The 14897-nt window shown below is 71.4% G+C and carries 12 protein-coding genes; 5 read left to right on the forward strand and 7 right to left on the reverse strand.

Annotated elements, in window-relative coordinates; genetic code table 11:
- Positions 1-65: 65 nt before the first annotated feature.
- The 5 genes from OHS57_RS26415 to mce form a co-directional block, all read right to left on the reverse strand.
- Entirely contained in the window at positions 66-845 is a 780-nt protein-coding gene (locus tag OHS57_RS26415; RefSeq protein WP_041984283.1) for an ABC transporter permease subunit, read from the reverse strand.
- A gap of 3 nt (positions 846-848) precedes the next feature.
- Positions 849-1877 carry an ABC transporter ATP-binding protein gene (locus tag OHS57_RS26420; RefSeq protein ID WP_328583549.1) on the reverse strand — a complete coding sequence of 343 codons (1029 nt, stop codon included), beginning with the start codon at positions 1875-1877 and terminating at the stop codon, positions 849-851.
- A gap of 101 nt (positions 1878-1978) precedes the next feature.
- The gene (locus tag OHS57_RS26425) at positions 1979-2917 is read right to left on the reverse strand and encodes a cellulose-binding protein (protein ID WP_041984278.1); all 939 of its coding nucleotides are present in this window, start codon (positions 2915-2917) and stop codon (positions 1979-1981) included.
- Between the two features lie 279 nt (positions 2918-3196).
- Entirely contained in the window at positions 3197-6913 is a 3717-nt protein-coding gene (gene scy, locus OHS57_RS26430) for a polarized growth protein Scy (protein ID WP_328583550.1), read from the reverse strand.
- Positions 6914-7071: 158 nt separating this feature from the next.
- On the reverse strand, positions 7072-7500 hold the full coding sequence (gene mce / locus OHS57_RS26435; protein ID WP_328583551.1) for a methylmalonyl-CoA epimerase: 429 nt from the start codon (positions 7498-7500) through the stop codon (positions 7072-7074).
- A 144-nt stretch (positions 7501-7644) separates the two neighbouring features.
- Between mce and OHS57_RS26440 the strand changes: the two genes are divergently transcribed.
- From OHS57_RS26440 to OHS57_RS26450, 3 genes are all read left to right on the forward strand, one after another.
- Entirely contained in the window at positions 7645-8850 is a 1206-nt protein-coding gene (locus OHS57_RS26440) for an acetyl-CoA C-acetyltransferase (RefSeq protein WP_041984271.1), read from the forward strand.
- Positions 8851-8939: 89 nt separating this feature from the next.
- The gene (meaB, locus tag OHS57_RS26445) at positions 8940-9899 is read left to right on the forward strand and encodes a methylmalonyl Co-A mutase-associated GTPase MeaB (protein ID WP_328583552.1); all 960 of its coding nucleotides are present in this window, start codon (positions 8940-8942) and stop codon (positions 9897-9899) included.
- 321 nt (positions 9900-10220) lie between these two features.
- Positions 10221-11420: an MFS transporter gene (locus OHS57_RS26450; RefSeq protein ID WP_328583553.1), complete on the forward strand. Its 1200-nt coding sequence runs from the start codon at positions 10221-10223 to the stop codon at positions 11418-11420.
- Here the strand turns inward: OHS57_RS26450 and OHS57_RS26455 are convergent, their stop codons facing one another.
- A complete protein-coding gene (locus tag OHS57_RS26455; RefSeq protein WP_328583554.1) occupies positions 11421-12038 on the reverse strand; it encodes a PepSY domain-containing protein in 618 nt (205 codons plus the stop codon).
- 111 nt (positions 12039-12149) lie between these two features.
- On the opposite strand from OHS57_RS26455, the gene OHS57_RS26460 reads away from it, so the two are divergent.
- Both OHS57_RS26460 and OHS57_RS26465 read left to right on the forward strand, forming a co-directional pair.
- Positions 12150-12812 carry a response regulator transcription factor gene (locus OHS57_RS26460; protein WP_041984265.1) on the forward strand — a complete coding sequence of 221 codons (663 nt, stop codon included), beginning with the start codon at positions 12150-12152 and terminating at the stop codon, positions 12810-12812.
- 92 nt (positions 12813-12904) lie between these two features.
- A complete protein-coding gene (locus tag OHS57_RS26465; protein ID WP_443043098.1) occupies positions 12905-14383 on the forward strand; it encodes a sensor histidine kinase in 1479 nt (492 codons plus the stop codon).
- Between the two features lie 2 nt (positions 14384-14385).
- Here OHS57_RS26465 and OHS57_RS26470 read toward each other — a convergent pair whose 3' ends face one another.
- A complete protein-coding gene (locus OHS57_RS26470) occupies positions 14386-14862 on the reverse strand; it encodes a MarR family winged helix-turn-helix transcriptional regulator (RefSeq protein ID WP_328583556.1) in 477 nt (158 codons plus the stop codon).
- Positions 14863-14897: the final 35 nt, after the last annotated feature.

The raw sequence follows: 14897 nt of genomic DNA on the forward strand, positions 1-14897 counted from the left end.
CCGTAAGAGTTAGGAGGATATCCGGGCGTTGACGGTTCCGGCCAAATGCTTCCGCCGGGAACGCGCTACGCGTCGCGTTTCTTCAGTACCGCGTATCCGCCGATCAGCGCCGCCACCACCCAGAGCGCCAGAATGCCGAATCCTTCCCACGGCCCGTACGGCGCCCGGTCCGAACCGGTCGCGTCAGGGACCACTTGGAGAATCTTGGACCCCGCCTGGTCGGGGAAGTAGCGGGCGACCTTCTTGGCGCCCGGTACGGCCGACAGGATCTGCGAGACGAGGAAGAAGAACGGCATCAGGATGCCGAGCGCCAGCATCGAGCTGCGCAGCATCGCCGTGACGCCCATCGAGAAGATGGCGATCATGCCCATGTAGAGACCGCTGCCGATGACCGCGCGCAGCACGTTCGGCTCACCGATGCTGGTGCCGCGGTCGCCGAGGGCGCTCTGGCCGAGGAAGAACGTGATGAAGCCGGTGATGATCCCGACCACCAGCGCCAGCACCCCGGCCACCAGGATCTTGCTGAAGAGGAACGTCGCGCGCCGCGGCACGGCGGCGAGCGAGGTGCGGATCATGCCCGAGCTGTACTCGGAGCCGACCACGAGCACCCCGAAGACCACCATGGCGAGCTGGCCGAGAATCATCCCGGAGAAGCTGGTGAACGTCGGGTCGAAGGTGAGCTTGTCGGCCTGGGAGAGGCTGTCGTACTGCGAGTTGAACAGCGCGGACAGTCCCCAGCCCAGCGCGACGGTCACCACGAAGGCGCTGATCAGCGTCCAGGTGGTGGAGGAAACGGTACGGATCTTGGTCCACTCGGACTGGAGGACCGCTGGTGCCGATGCCATCGTTCAGGCTCCCTTGCCCTGGTTGCCGGCGCGCGGACCCCACTGCGGGCCGGCGGGCGGTCCCTGCGGGGAGCCTTGCGGAGGCCCTTGCGGGGGTCCGGACGCGGCCGGCGGCGGCTCGCCCGCACCGGAATGGGCGTGGTACTCGACGGACTCGGCCGTCATCTGCATGAAGGCGTCCTCCAGCGAGGCGCGTTGCGCGCTCAGCTCGTGCAGGGTGATGCCGTGCTCGGCGGCCAGGTCGCCCAGCGGCTCGGTCTCGGCGCCGTCCACCTCCAGCGTCCCGTCGGCCGCCTCGACCGCGCTGATGCCGGCCTCGTGCAGGACGTCCTTCAGCCGCTCGTGCTGCGGCGAACGCAGCCGGGCGTAGCTGCGTGAGTTCTCGTGGATGAAGTCGGCCATGGACGTGTTGGCCAGCAGCCTGCCCTGGCCGATGACGATCAAGTGGTCCGCCGTCAGGGCCATTTCGCTCATCAGATGGCTGGAGACGAAGATCGTCCTGCCCTCGGCGGCGAGCGCCTTCATCAGGTTGCGGATCCAGTGGATGCCCTCCGGGTCAAGGCCGTTGACCGGTTCGTCGAACATCAGGATCTCGGGGTCGCCGAGCAGCGCGCAGGCGATGCCCAGCCGCTGGCCCATACCGAGCGAGAAGCCCTTCGACTTCTTCTTGGCGACGGCGGTCAGCCCGACCATGTCGAGGACCTCGTCCACCCGGCGGCGCGGGATCCGGTTGCTCTGCGCCAGACAGAGCAGGTTGTTGTACGCGCTGCGGCCACCGTGCATGGCCTTGGCCTCCAGCAGCGCACCTATGTGCTGCAACGGGTCGGTCAGGTTCCGGTACTGCTTCCCGTCGATCCGCACCGATCCGCCGGTCGGGTTGTCCAGGTCCAGCATCATCCGCATCGTCGTCGACTTGCCCGCCCCGTTGGGGCCCAGAAACCCCGTCACCACACCCGGTCTCACCTGGAAGGAGAGATGGTCGACCGCGACCTTGCGGCCGAAATGTTTGGTGAGCCCCTCAACCTCGATCATGCGGCCAACCTAAAGGTGCGAAAAGCCCCCCGCCACCGGAGTGGCGGGGGGCTTGACGCGATTGTTACCCGGACTGTCGGGTTCCGCGTGACTGCCGGTACTCAGCGGGACTGCTGGGCCGGCACTCCGCGCGAGATCGGCTCGTCGTCGGCGGGGGTGCCGGCGGCGGCGACAGCGGCGCCGGTCAGCGTGGCCAGCATCTCGCGGACGTTGGTCAGCTGGGCGTTGATCGAGTCGCGGCGGTTGGTGAGCGCCGCCAGCTCGCGCTCCGACTCGCTGCGGATCCGGTCGGCCTTGGCGTTCGCGTCCGCCACGATGTCCTCGGACTGGCGCTGCGCCGTCTCCACCGTCTGACGGGCCCTGCGCTCCGCGTCCGTGCGCAGCTTCTCGGCCTCCAGCCGCAGCTGCTCGGCGCGGTGCTCGATCTCCGCCAGGCGCTTCTCGGCCTTCGCCTGACGCGACGCCAGGTCACGCTCGGACTGCTCACGCCGCTTGGCGAGGTTCGTCTCGAAGTCCGCGGCGGCCTGGGCGGCCTTGGCGCGGGTCTCCTCGAAGAGCGCGTCGGCCTCCTCGCGCTTGGACTGCGCGTCCTTCTGCGCCTCGGAGCGCAGCGTCGACGCGTCGCCCTTGGCCTTCTCGACGATCCGGACGCCCTCGTCCTCCGCCTTCGCCTTCCGCTCGGAGGCGAACGACTCGGCGTCGTTGCGCACCTGCTGGGCCGCCGACTCGGCGAGCTCGCGGTGCTGTTCGGCCGCGCGACGGGCCTCCTCGCGCAGGTCCTTCGCCTCCTCCTCGGCGAGACGGAGGATCTTCTCGACGCGCGCGCCGAGCCCCGCGTACGACGGCTCTGCGTCGCTGACCTGGGCTTGGGCGTTCTGCGTTTCGAGGTGGAGCTCCTCGATGCGCTTTTCGAGAGAGGTGATGCGGGCGAGTGCACTGTCACGGTCGGCGACGAGTTTGGTAATGCGGTCGTCCACCTGACCGCGGTCGTAACCACGCCGCACGAGCTCGAAGCCGAATGGGGAGGATGTGTCGCTCATGGGGTTCCTGTCGAATGAGACCGGTGAGGTGATAGGGGGAATCCTAGGGGCCGAAGCGGCGTGTCATCGAGTTGATGCCGGTTTGATACGGACAATGTCCAGTCTTTTGAGTGGTTGGGGTCTGTTCGGCGGGTCAGGGTCGGACAGGCCGCGTCGTCTGGGGCGGTGGATCGCAAGGCGCCGGGACGTTTCGATAGCGGAGCTATCGGGGCGTCTCGGCAACGCCGCGAGGTGCCGCCCCAGACGGCGCGGACCCGGCCATGACCCGCCGAACAGGCCCTAACTGTCCGAAGGCTTGTTACCCGAACGTGTGGTTCCCGCTGCGGCGCCCGCCTTGACGGGGTTGTCCTTCGTGGGACCGGAGGGTGCCTCAAATGACTCCAACGCTTCGAGTACGTCCTGGACACGGGAGATCTCGGTCTGGATGTCCGCGCGCCTGCGCACCAGCACGTCCAGCTCCCGTTTGCCGTCCTTGACCATCTGCTTGGCTTCCTGATCGGCTTCCGCACGCAGTTGCTCGGCCTCCCGAATCAATTCGGCCTTCTTCTGCTCGGCCTCCTTCAGGAGGCCCTCCGCCTTCTTCACCGCGGCGATCCGGACCTTGCTGGCCTCCGAATTGGCCCCGGCCATCAGCTCCTTGGCCTTCTGCTCGGCCTCGGCGCGCTGCTCGTTGGCGGCGCGCATCAGAGTGTCGACCCGTTCACCCGCCGTACGCAACTGCTCCGAGGTCTCCCGCCGTGCCCGCTCGTGCAGTTGCTCGATCTCGCCCTCGCTGCGCGCCCGCAACTCCTCGGTGCGCTGCCTGATGGCCGTCGAGTCCCGCCGGGCCCCTACGAGGAGTTCGTCCGCGTCGGCGCGGGCCCGCTCGACGAGGGTGTTGCCCTCGACCGTCGCGTCCGCCGTGATGCGGTCCGCCTCGCTCCGTGCCGCGGCCACCAGCCGGTCCGCCTGCGCCTCGGCCTCGGTGGCGGCGCGCAGCGCCTCCTCCTGGGCCTTGTTCATGAGCTGGTCCGCCTGCTCGGCCGCGTCGGAGCGGCGCTTCGCCGCGTCCTTGCGCGCCTCGTCGAGGAGCCAGTCCGTCTCCTCCTGCGCCTCGTTCCTGATCCGGTCGGCCGCCGCTTCTATGTCGGCCTTGAACTGCTGTGCCTCGGCGCGCAGTCGGTCCGCCGTCTGCTGCGCGGCCCCGACCGTCTCGGCCGCCTCTGCGCGCATGCGCTCCGACTCCGTCGTCGCCTCGGCCATCAGCCGGTCCGCCTGCGTCGCCGCGTCACCACGGATCCGGTTGGCGTCGTCGCGGGCCTCGGCGCGGGCGCGTGACGCGTCCTGCTCGGCCGTGGCGAGCGCGTCCGACGCCTCGGTCCGCATCCGCTGCGCGTACTCGGCCGTCTCGGCGCGCAGCCGGTCGGCCTCGGCCGCCGCCTCGGCGACGGTCTGCTCGGCGAGCGCACGCGCCGCCTCCGACTCCTCCTGGGCCCTGGCGCGCACCCGGCCGGCGTCCTCGCTCGCCCGCTCGCGCTCCGCGAACGCGTCGGACCTGACCCGGTCGGCCTCTTCCTGCGCCTCGGTCTTCGTCCGCTCAGCGGCGTGCTCGGCGGCCGACCGCAGTCCGGCGATCTCCTGCTCGGCTTGGTCCTGCAGACCGGCCACGGAGTCCCGTACCTGCTGGGCGGTCTGCTCGGCGGCCGACACCATCTCCGTCGAGCGCCGGTCGGCCTCCTCGACCAGCCGCTGCGCCTCGGTCTGCGCCTCCTCGACCCGCTTACGGGCCGAGGCGAGCAGTTCCTCGCTCTGCTCGCGGGCCCGCTCGCGCTCCTGCTCCGCCTCGCCGCGCGCCCCGGCCAGCAGCTCCTCGGCCTCGCGGCGGCGCCTGGCGGCCTCTTCCTGGGCCGCCGACAGTGCCTCGGCCGCCTCGGTGCCGACGCGCTCCGCCGCCGCACCCGCCTCGCTCCTGAGCCGGTCGGCGCTCTCCTGCGCCTCCGTCTTGAGCCGCTCGGCCTCCGTCGCCGCTTCCGTACGCAGCCGCACGGCCGCCGTCTCGGCCTCGGCGCGGGACTCGGCGGAGTCGGCCGCCGCTTCCGTACGCAGCCGCTCGGCCTCCTGCTCGGCCTGCGCCTGGAGCGTACGGATCCGCTCCGCCGCCTCCGCGCGCAGCCGCTCGATCTCCTCGCCGGCCTCTCGGCGGATCCGCTCGCTCTCCGAGCGGGCGTCGGTCAGAGCCTCATCGGCGGACGAGAGCCGCTGCTCGGCCTCGGTGTGCAGCCGGGTCAGCTCGCCGGCCGCCTCCGCCTTACGGGCGTCTATGCCGCGTTCGTTCTCCGCGCGCAGCTCTTCCGCCGCCTGCTCGGCCGCCGACCTCGTCGCCTCGGCCTGCTCCTCGCCCTCGGCGCGCAGCCGCTCCGCCTCGGCGCGGGTGCGCTCCAGGGTCTCCTCGGCCTGCCGGCGCAGCGTCGTCGCCCGCTCGATGGCCTCGGTACGTACCCGCTCGCTCTCCGTCGTCGCGTTCGACCGCGCCTCGTCGGCGTCCGCCTTGGCCTTGGTCAGCAGCTCCTCGGCGGACCTGGCCGCCTCCTCGATCTGCTGGACCGCTTCCCTGCGGGCCTCGCCGCGGATCCGCTCGCCCTCGGCGACGGCCTCGGCGCGCAGCGACTCGGCCTCGCCGCGCAGCCTGCGGGCCTCCTCCTGCAGCTCGACGGTCTTGGCGCGGTACTCCTTGGTGTCGTCCTTGGCCGCGCCCTTGAGCTGGTCGGCCTGCTCGGCGGCCTCGCCGCGCAGCCGGTCCGCCTCGGCCTCGGCCTCACGGCGGATCCGGTCGGCCTCCTCGGCCGCCGACGTCGTGGTGGCCTTGGCGTCGGCCGACGCCTTGTTCAGGACTTCCTCGGCGGTACGGGCCGCCTTGGCGAGCTGCGCCGCCGAGTCCTCGGCCGCCACGGAACGGGCCTTCTCCGCCGCCTCGGCGACCAGCTTCTCGGCCTCGGCGCGGGCGTCGGCGAGCGCCTGCTCCGCCTCCGACTTGGTGGCTTCCGCTTCCTTGGTGGCCTCGCCGACCAGCCGGGCGATCTCCGACTTGGCCGTACGGGTGCGCTGCTCGTTCTGCGACTCGGCCCCGGCCAGCCGCTTGACGGCTGTCTCCTTGGCCTCGGTGACGACCTTCTCGGCCTCGGCGCGCGCCTCGCGCAGCCGCTCCTCGGCCTCCTGCATCCGCGCCTCGGCGGCCCGGCTCAGGTCGCCGGCCTGCTGGCGCGCGGTGTCGGACTCCTGCGTCGTGGTCGTACGGAGCTGCTCGGCGTGCGAGGTGGCTTCCTGCGCCTGGTTCGAAGCGGCGGTCAGCAGCCGCTCGGCGTCCCTGCGGGCGCGCAGCAAAATCGCTTCCGCTTCGCCGCGCGCCGCCTCCGCGTCGGCGCCGAGCCTGCGCCTGGCCTCCTCGGTGACCCGGGCGGCCTCGGCACGGGCGGCGGCCAGCGACTGCTCGGCCTCGGCGCGCGACTCCTCCATGAGCCTGCGGGCCTGGGCCTCCGTGCGGGCCCGCAGCTGCTCGGCCCACGCGACGTTCTCGTTGACGTGCGACTCGACGGTCTGCCTGCGGTCGGCCAGCTCCTGGTCGAGCCGCTGCCTGCGCTGGACCGCCTCGGCGTGCAGCTCGGCCTGGAGCCGCGCCTGGTGCTCGGCGTGCTCCTGGAGGATGCGCTGGGTCTGCGCACGGGCGTCGCGCAGCTCACGCTCGGCGTCCACCCGCAGCTGGTCGGCCTGGATCTGGGCGTTACGGAGCAGCTGCTCGGCCTGGTAGCCCAGGTCGGCATTGTCGTACGAGGGACGGGAAGCAAGGTTGCGGCGTGCCTCGTGGAGCTTGGCGCGCAACACCTCGACCTGGTACCCGAGGTCCTCGGCGTGCTGGACGGCCTTCTCTCGTGCGGTCTTCAGCCGGTCCATCTCGGCTTCGAACCGCGAGAGGTGGTCGTCTTCAGCTCGGTGGCTCTCCTGGCGTTCGTAGCCCCGCACTGCGCGGTCCCATCCGTCCCCTGGTCGCAACTCTCCCAACGAGTACCGCTCGCGGCGAGCGGCCCCCCGGGGAATGGTGTCAGATCATCGGCACACGTGCGGCCCCGACCCGGTCCCGGCCCGGAGCCGCCACTCTACCGGGCCGGGAATGCCCGGGGTCAGTGCTCCGGGACGGAGGTGACCAGTTCTGTGAGTACGCCGTGGCAGTCCTTGGGGTGGAGAAAGGTGATGCGGGAGCCCATGGTGCCGGTCCGCGGCTGGTCGTAGAGGACGCGTACGCCCTTGTCACGGATGGCCTGGGAGTCACTGTCGACGTCCTCGGTGCCGAACGCGAGGTGGTGCACCCCCTCGCCGTTCTTGGCCAGCCATTTGCCGACGGCGGAATCCTCCCGGATCGGTTCCAGCAGCTGAAGGTACGAAGCGCCGCCGTCGGACGTCTCGTTGATCTTGAGCATGGCCTCCTTCACGCCCTGCTCCTCGTTGGTCTCCGTATGGAAGACCTCGAAGCCGTAGGTCGATCGGTAGAACTCGACCGTCGCTTCGAGGTCGTAACAGGCGATCCCGATGTGATCGATTCGCGTCAGCATGGAACCAGTGCAGCGGTACCACCGCGGTTACGCAAGGTGCGCGCCGTCACACTCACCGGCTGGTGACCCCGCTGCCTACCGGTCAGTACCCTGGTGGTTAACCCTCGTTCACTCCTCAAGCTCGGGCAAAGGGGATCGCGTCTCATGTCGGATACGAACACCACCACCTCAGTCATCGTCGCCGGCGCCCGTACCCCCATGGGGCGCCTGCTCGGCTCGCTCAAGTCCTTCTCCGGCGCCGACCTCGGCGGCTTCGCGATCAAGGCGGCGCTTGACCGGGCCGGGATCAGCGGTGACCAGGTGCAGTACGTGATCATGGGGCAGGTGCTGCAGGCCGGGACGGGGCAGATCCCGGCGCGCCAGGCCGCCGTCAAGGCGGGCATCCCGATGTCCGTCCCCGCGCTGACCGTCAACAAGGTCTGTCTCTCCGGGCTCGACGCCATCGCGCTGGCCGACCAGCTGATCAGGGCAGGAGAGTTCGACATCGTCGTGGCCGGCGGCCAGGAGTCCATGACCAACGCGCCGCACCTGCTGCCGAAGTCCCGTGAGGGCTACAAGTACGGCGCGATCGAGATGCTCGACTCCATGGCGTACGACGGTCTGACCGACTCGTTCGAGGACATCGCGATGGGCGCATCGACCGAGAAGCACAACACCCGCCTCGGCATCGAGCGCCCCGCGCAGGACGAGTTCGGCGCGCTCTCCCACCAGCGGGCCGCCGCGGCGCAGAAGAACGGCGTCTTCGAGGCCGAGATCGTCCCGGTGGAGATCCCGCAGCGCAAGGGCGACCCGGTGGTCTTCGCGCAGGACGAGGGCATCCGCGCCGACACCACCGTCGAGACGCTGGGCAAGCTGCGCCCCGCCTTCGCCAAGGACGGCACGATCACGGCGGGCACGTCGTCGCAGATCTCCGACGGCGCGGCCGCCGTCGTCGTCATGAGCAAGGCCAAGGCGCAGGAGCTGGGCCTGGAATGGCTCGCGGAGATCGGCGCGCACGGGAATGTGGCGGGACCCGACAACTCGCTCCAGTCGCAGCCGTCCAACGCGATCCTGCACGCGCTGAAGAAGGCGGGCGCGGAGGTGGCCGACCTCGACCTCATCGAGATCAACGAGGCGTTCGCCGCCGTGGCCGTGCAGTCGATGAAGGACCTCGGGGTGTCCCCGGAAAAGGTGAACGTGAACGGTGGTGCGATCGCCCTCGGCCACCCGATCGGCATGTCCGGCGCCCGGCTCGTCCTGCACCTCGCGCTGGAGCTGAAGCGGCGCGGCGGCGGCGTGGGCGCGGCGGCGCTGTGCGGTGGCGGCGGGCAGGGGGACGCGCTGATCCTCCGGGTGGCCAAGTCCCAGTAGTTTGAGCCCGGCGGGCGCCCGCCGGTGCCTGCGGGTGTGGGTGCGGCCGGGGTGCGGCCGGTGTCGCGTACGGAACGAACGGAGCTGTGATGCAGGACGTCCCCGAGCTGGTGACGCAGGCCCGCGAGGGCCGGCCGCGCGCCGTCGCCCGGCTGGTCTCGCTGGTCGAGGGGGCGTCCCCGCAGCTGCGTGAGGTGATGGCGGCGCTGGCCCCGCTCGCCGGCAACGCGTACGTGGTCGGGCTCACCGGCTCGCCCGGCGTCGGCAAGTCGACGTCCACGACCGCGCTGGTCTCCGCGTACCGGGCGGCGGGCAAACGCGTCGCCGTGCTCGCCGTCGACCCGTCGTCGCCCTTCTCCGGCGGCGCGCTCCTCGGCGACCGGGTGCGGATGTCCGAGCACGCGTCCGACCCCGGCGTCTACATCCGCTCCATGGCGACCCGCGGCCACCTCGGCGGGCTCGCCTGGGCGGCGCCGCAGGCGATCAGGGTGCTCGACGCGGCCGGATTCGACGTGATCCTGGTGGAGACCGTCGGCGTCGGCCAGTCGGAGGTCGAGATCGCCTCCCAGGCCGACACGTCGGTGGTGCTGCTCGCCCCCGGCATGGGCGACGGGATCCAGGCGGCCAAGGCCGGGATCCTGGAGATCGGCGACGTGTACGTGGTCAACAAGGCGGACCGGGACGGCGCCGACGCGACGGCCCGCGAGCTGAACCACATGCTGGGCCTGGGCGAGGCCAGGGCCCCCGGCGACTGGCGCCCCCCGATCGTGAAGACGGTCGCGGCGCGCGGTACGGGCATCGACGAGGTCGTCGAGGCCCTGGAGAAGCACCGCGCCTGGATGGAGGAACACGACGTCCTGAACGGCCGCAGGGCCGCTCGGGCGGCGAAGGAGGTCGAGACGATCGCGGTCACGGCACTGCGTGAACGCATCGGCGACCTGCACGGCGACCACCGCCTGGACGCCCTGGCGGAACGAATCGTGGCGGGCGAGCTGGACCCGTACACGGCGGCGGACGAACTGGTGGCGGGCATCACGGGCGACGCGTAGGCCCCGTCCGGCGGGAGTGTGCCGCTCGGCCCGGGGCGGTGCGGGTTTGCGTTGCGGTGGTTGCCGGGTGTCGTTCCGGGGTCGTGTCCTGCGCTGCGTGATTTACGGCGCGTGCTCGTCTGACGCGGAGCCACCGCCGAGATGCGCCACACATCACGCTCTACGCTCCGGACACCACCCCTGCACGACCCCCTTTGCCCTCCCCGCCGGCTGCTATCGTCGGCTTCATGTTCCTCGAACCCCGTGTCTAGGACCCGGTACCGCCGCGCTCCTCGCGCTGCCACGGTGTCCCCGCACGCACTCTTCGAGGAATCCCTCCCCATGTCGTACGCCGCTGTTCTGCGGACCCCGCATGCCCTGCGCACGTTCGGTGCCGCGCTGCTCGGCCGCCTCTCCTACGGGACCGTCTCTCTCTCGCTCGTTCTGACCGCCAAGGACGCCTCGGGTTCGTTCGCCGTGGCCGGCACGGTCGTGGCGCTGTTCGGCGTCACCAGCGTCTTCCTGTCGCCCGCGCGGGCGGCTCTCATCGATCGGTACGGGCTGCGCCGTGCGCTGGCTCCCATGGCCGGTCTGTACGCCGTCCTGCTCGTCCTGCTGGCGGTTGCCGGGCGTCAACCTGCTTGTCCGGACTGGCTGTTCGTCGCGCTCGGCGGGGCGGCCGGTGTGTGCACCCCGCCGCTGGGGCCCGTCATGCGGACGCTGTGGGGGCAACTGCTGCCGGACAGGGCGCTGTTGCAGCGTGCGTTCAGTCTCGACGGGGTCGCCGAGGAACTGCTCTACGTCTGCGGCCCGTTGATCGTCGGGGCGCTGGTCACCCTGTGGGATGCCACGGTCGGGATCGCCCTCAGCGCCGTACTGGTGGCCGTGGGGACGCTCGCGCTCGTCACGGCGCCCGTACCGTTCCCCGGTGGTGCCGGCGGCCGGAAGCGGCGGGCGCGCGGCGGTGTGCGGGGCCTTGGCGGGTTGCTGCCGGCCGCCGCCGGGGTGGGAATCTGTCTGGGCGCGCTCGACCTGCTGGTCGTCGCGCGCACCGAGGAGCTGGGACGGCCGGGCACCGTGGCCTGGGTGATGGCCGCCCTCTCGGCCGGCAGCGCGGTCGGCGGGCTCGCCAACGGCGCTGTCTCCTGGCGTGGTTCGGCCAAGGCGCGGCTCGCCCTGCTGGGCGGGGCGCTGGGGCTGGCCATGGTGCTGACCGGGTTCGCGGCGAACGCGTACGTACTGGCGGGGCTTACCGCCCTGGCAGGGCTGTTCGTCGCGCCCGCGCTGACCACCGCGTATCTGATCGCGGACGAGGCGGCGAGGCCCGAAGCCCGTACCCAGGCCGGTGCCTGGGTCAACACGGCGCTGAACGCGGGGATCTCGGGCGGTACGGCGGCCGTGGGGGTGCTGGTCGGCCGGCTGCCGCTCGCGCTGTGTTTCGCCGGGGCCGCCGTTCCGGTGCTGTGCGCCGCCGCTGTGTACGGGGCGGCGCGAACCGCCCGGCCTGGTGGGGCCGGGCGGGGCGCTGTCGGTTCCGGCTGATCAGTCGTCGTCGCCGTGCCGGCCGCCGCCGTGGTCGTCGCCCGCGTCGTGACCGGGGCCGTCGTCGTCGCCGTGCCGGCCGCTGCCGTGGTCGTCGCCGCCGTGGTCGTCATCCACGTCGTGACCCGGGCCGTCGTCGTCCCCGCCGCGGCGGTCGTCGTCGGCCGTGGGGCGCGGGGCCGGGGTGGCGCCGTGGTGCGGGTTGTCGTCCGTCTTGGAAGGCGTGGCGGTGCGGGTGGCGCCGTCTCGGTGGTCGCGGTCCAGCGTCGCCCTGCCGGTGGTCAGGTCGACGTGCACCTCACGCTCCACGCCGTCCTTGCCCAGGATCTCCACCTCCCAGTAGCGGCTGTCGCGTTCGACGGAGGTCACCGTTCCCGGCACGATCGCCAGCGCCGCCGACTCGGCCCGCCGGGCGTCCGTCTTCGTTCCCCCGGGCGTCGGCGAGACGTGCGGGTTGTCGTCCGCCGACAGGTCCGGGCGGGGTGTCGCCGTGCCCGTCGTCGCCGTCGGTGCCGGGGACACCCGGCCGTCGTCGCTGCCCATGGCGACCGCCGTGTAGGTGCCGCCCCCGATCAGTACCGCCGCCGTGACGGCCGCGATGGTGATGTTGCGCTTCATGTGGTGCCTCCCGGGTCGTTGTCCGTGTGACATCAACTTCGCCGAGGCAAGCTGAAGGCAGCCTGAAGCCACCTGAAGAGATCTTCAGGTTCAGTTTGGGAAGCTGGGCGCATGCGGTTGCTGATCGTCGAGGACGAGAAGAGGCTCGCGGTCTCGCTGGCCAAGGGACTGACGGCCGAGGGGTTCGCCGTGGACGTCGTCCACGACGGGCTCGAAGGGCTGTACCGGGCCGGTGAGGGCGTGTACGACCTGGTCGTGCTCGACATCATGCTGCCCGGCATGAACGGCTACCGGGTCTGTGCCGCGCTGCGCGCCGCCGGCAACGACGTACCGATCCTGATGCTCACGGCGAAGGACGGCGAGTACGACGAGGCCGAAGGGCTCGACACGGGCGCCGACGACTATCTGACCAAGCCCTTCTCGTACGTCGTGCTCGTCGCGCGCGTCAAGGCCCTGCTGCGCAGGCGGGGTTCGGCCGGGGCCTCGCCCGTGCTGCGGATCGGCCGCCTCAGCGTCGACACCGCGGCCCGCAGGGTCTTCCGTGACGATGTCGAAGTGGCGCTGACCGCTAAGGAGTTCGCCGTGCTGGAGCAACTCGCCGTCCGGCCGGGCGAGGTGGTCGGCAAGCCGCAGATCCTGGAGCACGTCTGGGATTTCGCCTACGACGGCGACCCCAACATCATCGAGGTCTACATCAGCACCCTGCGGCGCAAGATAGGCGCCGGCGCCATCCAGACGGTGCGCGGCGCGGGTTACCGGCTGGTCGCCTCGTGAGGCGGCCCTTCGGGTCCGTACGGGCCCGCACGTCGCTCGGTGCCACGGTGGTCGTGGCGATAGCCCTGGTGGCCGCCGGGATAGCCGTACTGATGTCGCTGCGCTCGAACCTCACGGGACAGGCGGACCAGCAGGCCGACTCGGCGGCCAGGGACATCGCCGTCGACATCATCGCCCAGGTGCCGAACCCGGTGCCGTACGCGCGGCTGGAGCTTCCCGACGGGGAGGACCACCCGGTGCAGGTGTCCACCAGGGGTGGTCAACTGCTCGCCGCGAGCAAGGACTTGGAAGCCGTCAGCGGGACCGGGCTCGCCGCGGTGAAACCTGCTCCCGCCCCGGTGTCCGTCCCGCCCAAGACACCGGCCGCCTTCCACGACGACGGCGGCAAGGGCAGCGGGAAGGGCAAGGGCGGCGGCAGCGACGACGACGGGGGTGGTGACGACGACCCGAGCGGGAGTGACGACAACAGCGGCAGCGGCAGTAGCGGCGACGACGACCGGAGCGGGAGCGACGACGACGGGTCCGGGCTCGGCAGCGTCGGCGATGTCATCTCCCACACCTCGGGCCGCGCCACGGTCGACGGGCACTCCGCCGACTACCGCTTCGTCACCATCGAGGTGACCGACCGGAACAACGCCAAGGTCCTGCTGCGGGTGGGCTCTTCGCTCGCCGCCCGGCAGAGCGCCCTCAACACCGCCACCACCGCCATGCTGGTGGGACTGCCCGCCCTGCTGCTGATCGTCGGGGGTGTCACGTGGCTGGTGACCCGCAGGGCGCTCGCCCCGGTCGAAGGCATCCGCCGGGAGATGGCCGCCATCACCGCGTCCGAGGACCTGTCGCGCCGGGTGCCCGAGCCCGGCAGACAGGACGAGGTGGCCAGGCTCGCCCGTACCACCAACGAGACGCTGACCGCGCTGGAGGCCTCGGTCGAGCGCCAGCGCCGCTTCGTCGCCGACGCCTCGCACGAACTGCGCAGCCCGATCGCCTCGCTGCGCACCCAGTTGGAGGTGGGCTCGGCCCATCCACAGCTGCTCGACGTGCCGGGCGCGGTCCTGGACACCGTACGGCTCCAGCAACTGGCCGCGGATCTGCTGCTGCTGGCCCGGCTGGACGCGGGGGAGCGGCCGGGGGAGACCCGGGTCGAGTTGGGCGCGCTGGTGGCCGAGGAGGTCGCCCAGCGGGCCACCGACCGGGTCCCGGTGACGGTCGACGCTGCCGCCGGTCTCGAAGTCTGCGGCTCACGTGGCCAGTTGGCCCGGGTGCTGGGCAATCTGCTGGACAACGCCCAGCGGCACACCAAGACCGAGGTACGGGTACGGCTGCGCCGGGAGGCCGGCGATGTGGTGCTCGCGGTCGGTGACGACGGCGCCGGGGTGCCGGAGTCCGAGCGGGACCGGATCTTCGAGCGGTTCGTACGGCTCGACGAGGCGCGCGGCCGGGACGACGGCGGAGCGGGGCTCGGCCTCGCCATCGCCCGCGATGTCGCGCTGCGGCACGGCGGCTCGCTCACGGTCGGGCCAGGACCGGGCGGCGGCGCGCTGTTCGAACTGCGGCTGCCGCCCGCCCGCTGACGTCAGAGCTTGCCGCGGTGGCCGTGCAGATGCTCCGCCACCGGGCCGAGCGCCTTGCGCAGATCGGCGAGGGCCTCGGGCGACAGCAGATCGATGAAGTGCTTGCGCACGGACGCCACGTGGTGCGGCGACACCCGCTGCATGGTCTCCATGCCCAGATCCGTGAGGACGGCGAACAGCCCGCGCCGGTCGGACTCGCAGTGCTCGCGCTTGACCAGCCCCGCCGTCTCCATCCGGGTGATCTGGTGGGACAGCCGGCTCTTGGACTGGAGGGTGGCGGCGGCGAGGTCACTCATCCGCATCCGGCGTTCGTCGGACTCCGAGAGGTTCACCAGGATCTCGTAGTCGTTCATGGTCAGGCCGAAGGGCTGTAGGTCTTTCTCCAGCTGGTGCGTCAGCAGCCTGTTGACATCCAGGTGGGTGCGCCAGGCGCACTGCTCCGCGTCGCTCAGCCAGTGAGTGGCAGTCTCGGTCTCCATATCAGGATTCTACCTAAGATGTTGAATTCTGTACA

It is taken from the genome of Streptomyces sp. NBC_00370 (assembly GCF_036084755.1).
GTDB lineage: Bacteria > Actinomycetota > Actinomycetes > Streptomycetales > Streptomycetaceae > Streptomyces.

Bases quoted from the DNA above. Each gene is read 5' to 3' on its own strand.
- OHS57_RS26465 (WP_443043098.1), top strand. From the start codon at position 12,905: ATGTCGCTGCGCTCGAACCTCACGGGACAGGCGGACCAGCAGGCCGAC.
- OHS57_RS26455 (WP_328583554.1), bottom strand. From the start codon at position 12,038: ATGAAGCGCAACATCACCATCGCGGCCGTCACGGCGGCGGTACTGATC.
- OHS57_RS26470 (WP_328583556.1), bottom strand. From the start codon at position 14,862: ATGGAGACCGAGACTGCCACTCACTGGCTGAGCGACGCGGAGCAGTGC.
- mce (WP_328583551.1), bottom strand. From the start codon at position 7,500: ATGCTGACGCGAATCGATCACATCGGGATCGCCTGTTACGACCTCGAA.
- OHS57_RS26415 (WP_041984283.1), bottom strand. From the start codon at position 845: ATGGCATCGGCACCAGCGGTCCTCCAGTCCGAGTGGACCAAGATCCGT.
- meaB (WP_328583552.1), top strand. From the start codon at position 8,940: ATGCAGGACGTCCCCGAGCTGGTGACGCAGGCCCGCGAGGGCCGGCCG.
- OHS57_RS26460 (WP_041984265.1), top strand. From the start codon at position 12,150: ATGCGGTTGCTGATCGTCGAGGACGAGAAGAGGCTCGCGGTCTCGCTG.
- OHS57_RS26450 (WP_328583553.1), top strand. From the start codon at position 10,221: ATGTCGTACGCCGCTGTTCTGCGGACCCCGCATGCCCTGCGCACGTTC.
- OHS57_RS26425 (WP_041984278.1), bottom strand. From the start codon at position 2,917: ATGAGCGACACATCCTCCCCATTCGGCTTCGAGCTCGTGCGGCGTGGT.
- OHS57_RS26420 (WP_328583549.1), bottom strand. From the start codon at position 1,877: ATGATCGAGGTTGAGGGGCTCACCAAACATTTCGGCCGCAAGGTCGCG.
- OHS57_RS26440 (WP_041984271.1), top strand. From the start codon at position 7,645: ATGTCGGATACGAACACCACCACCTCAGTCATCGTCGCCGGCGCCCGT.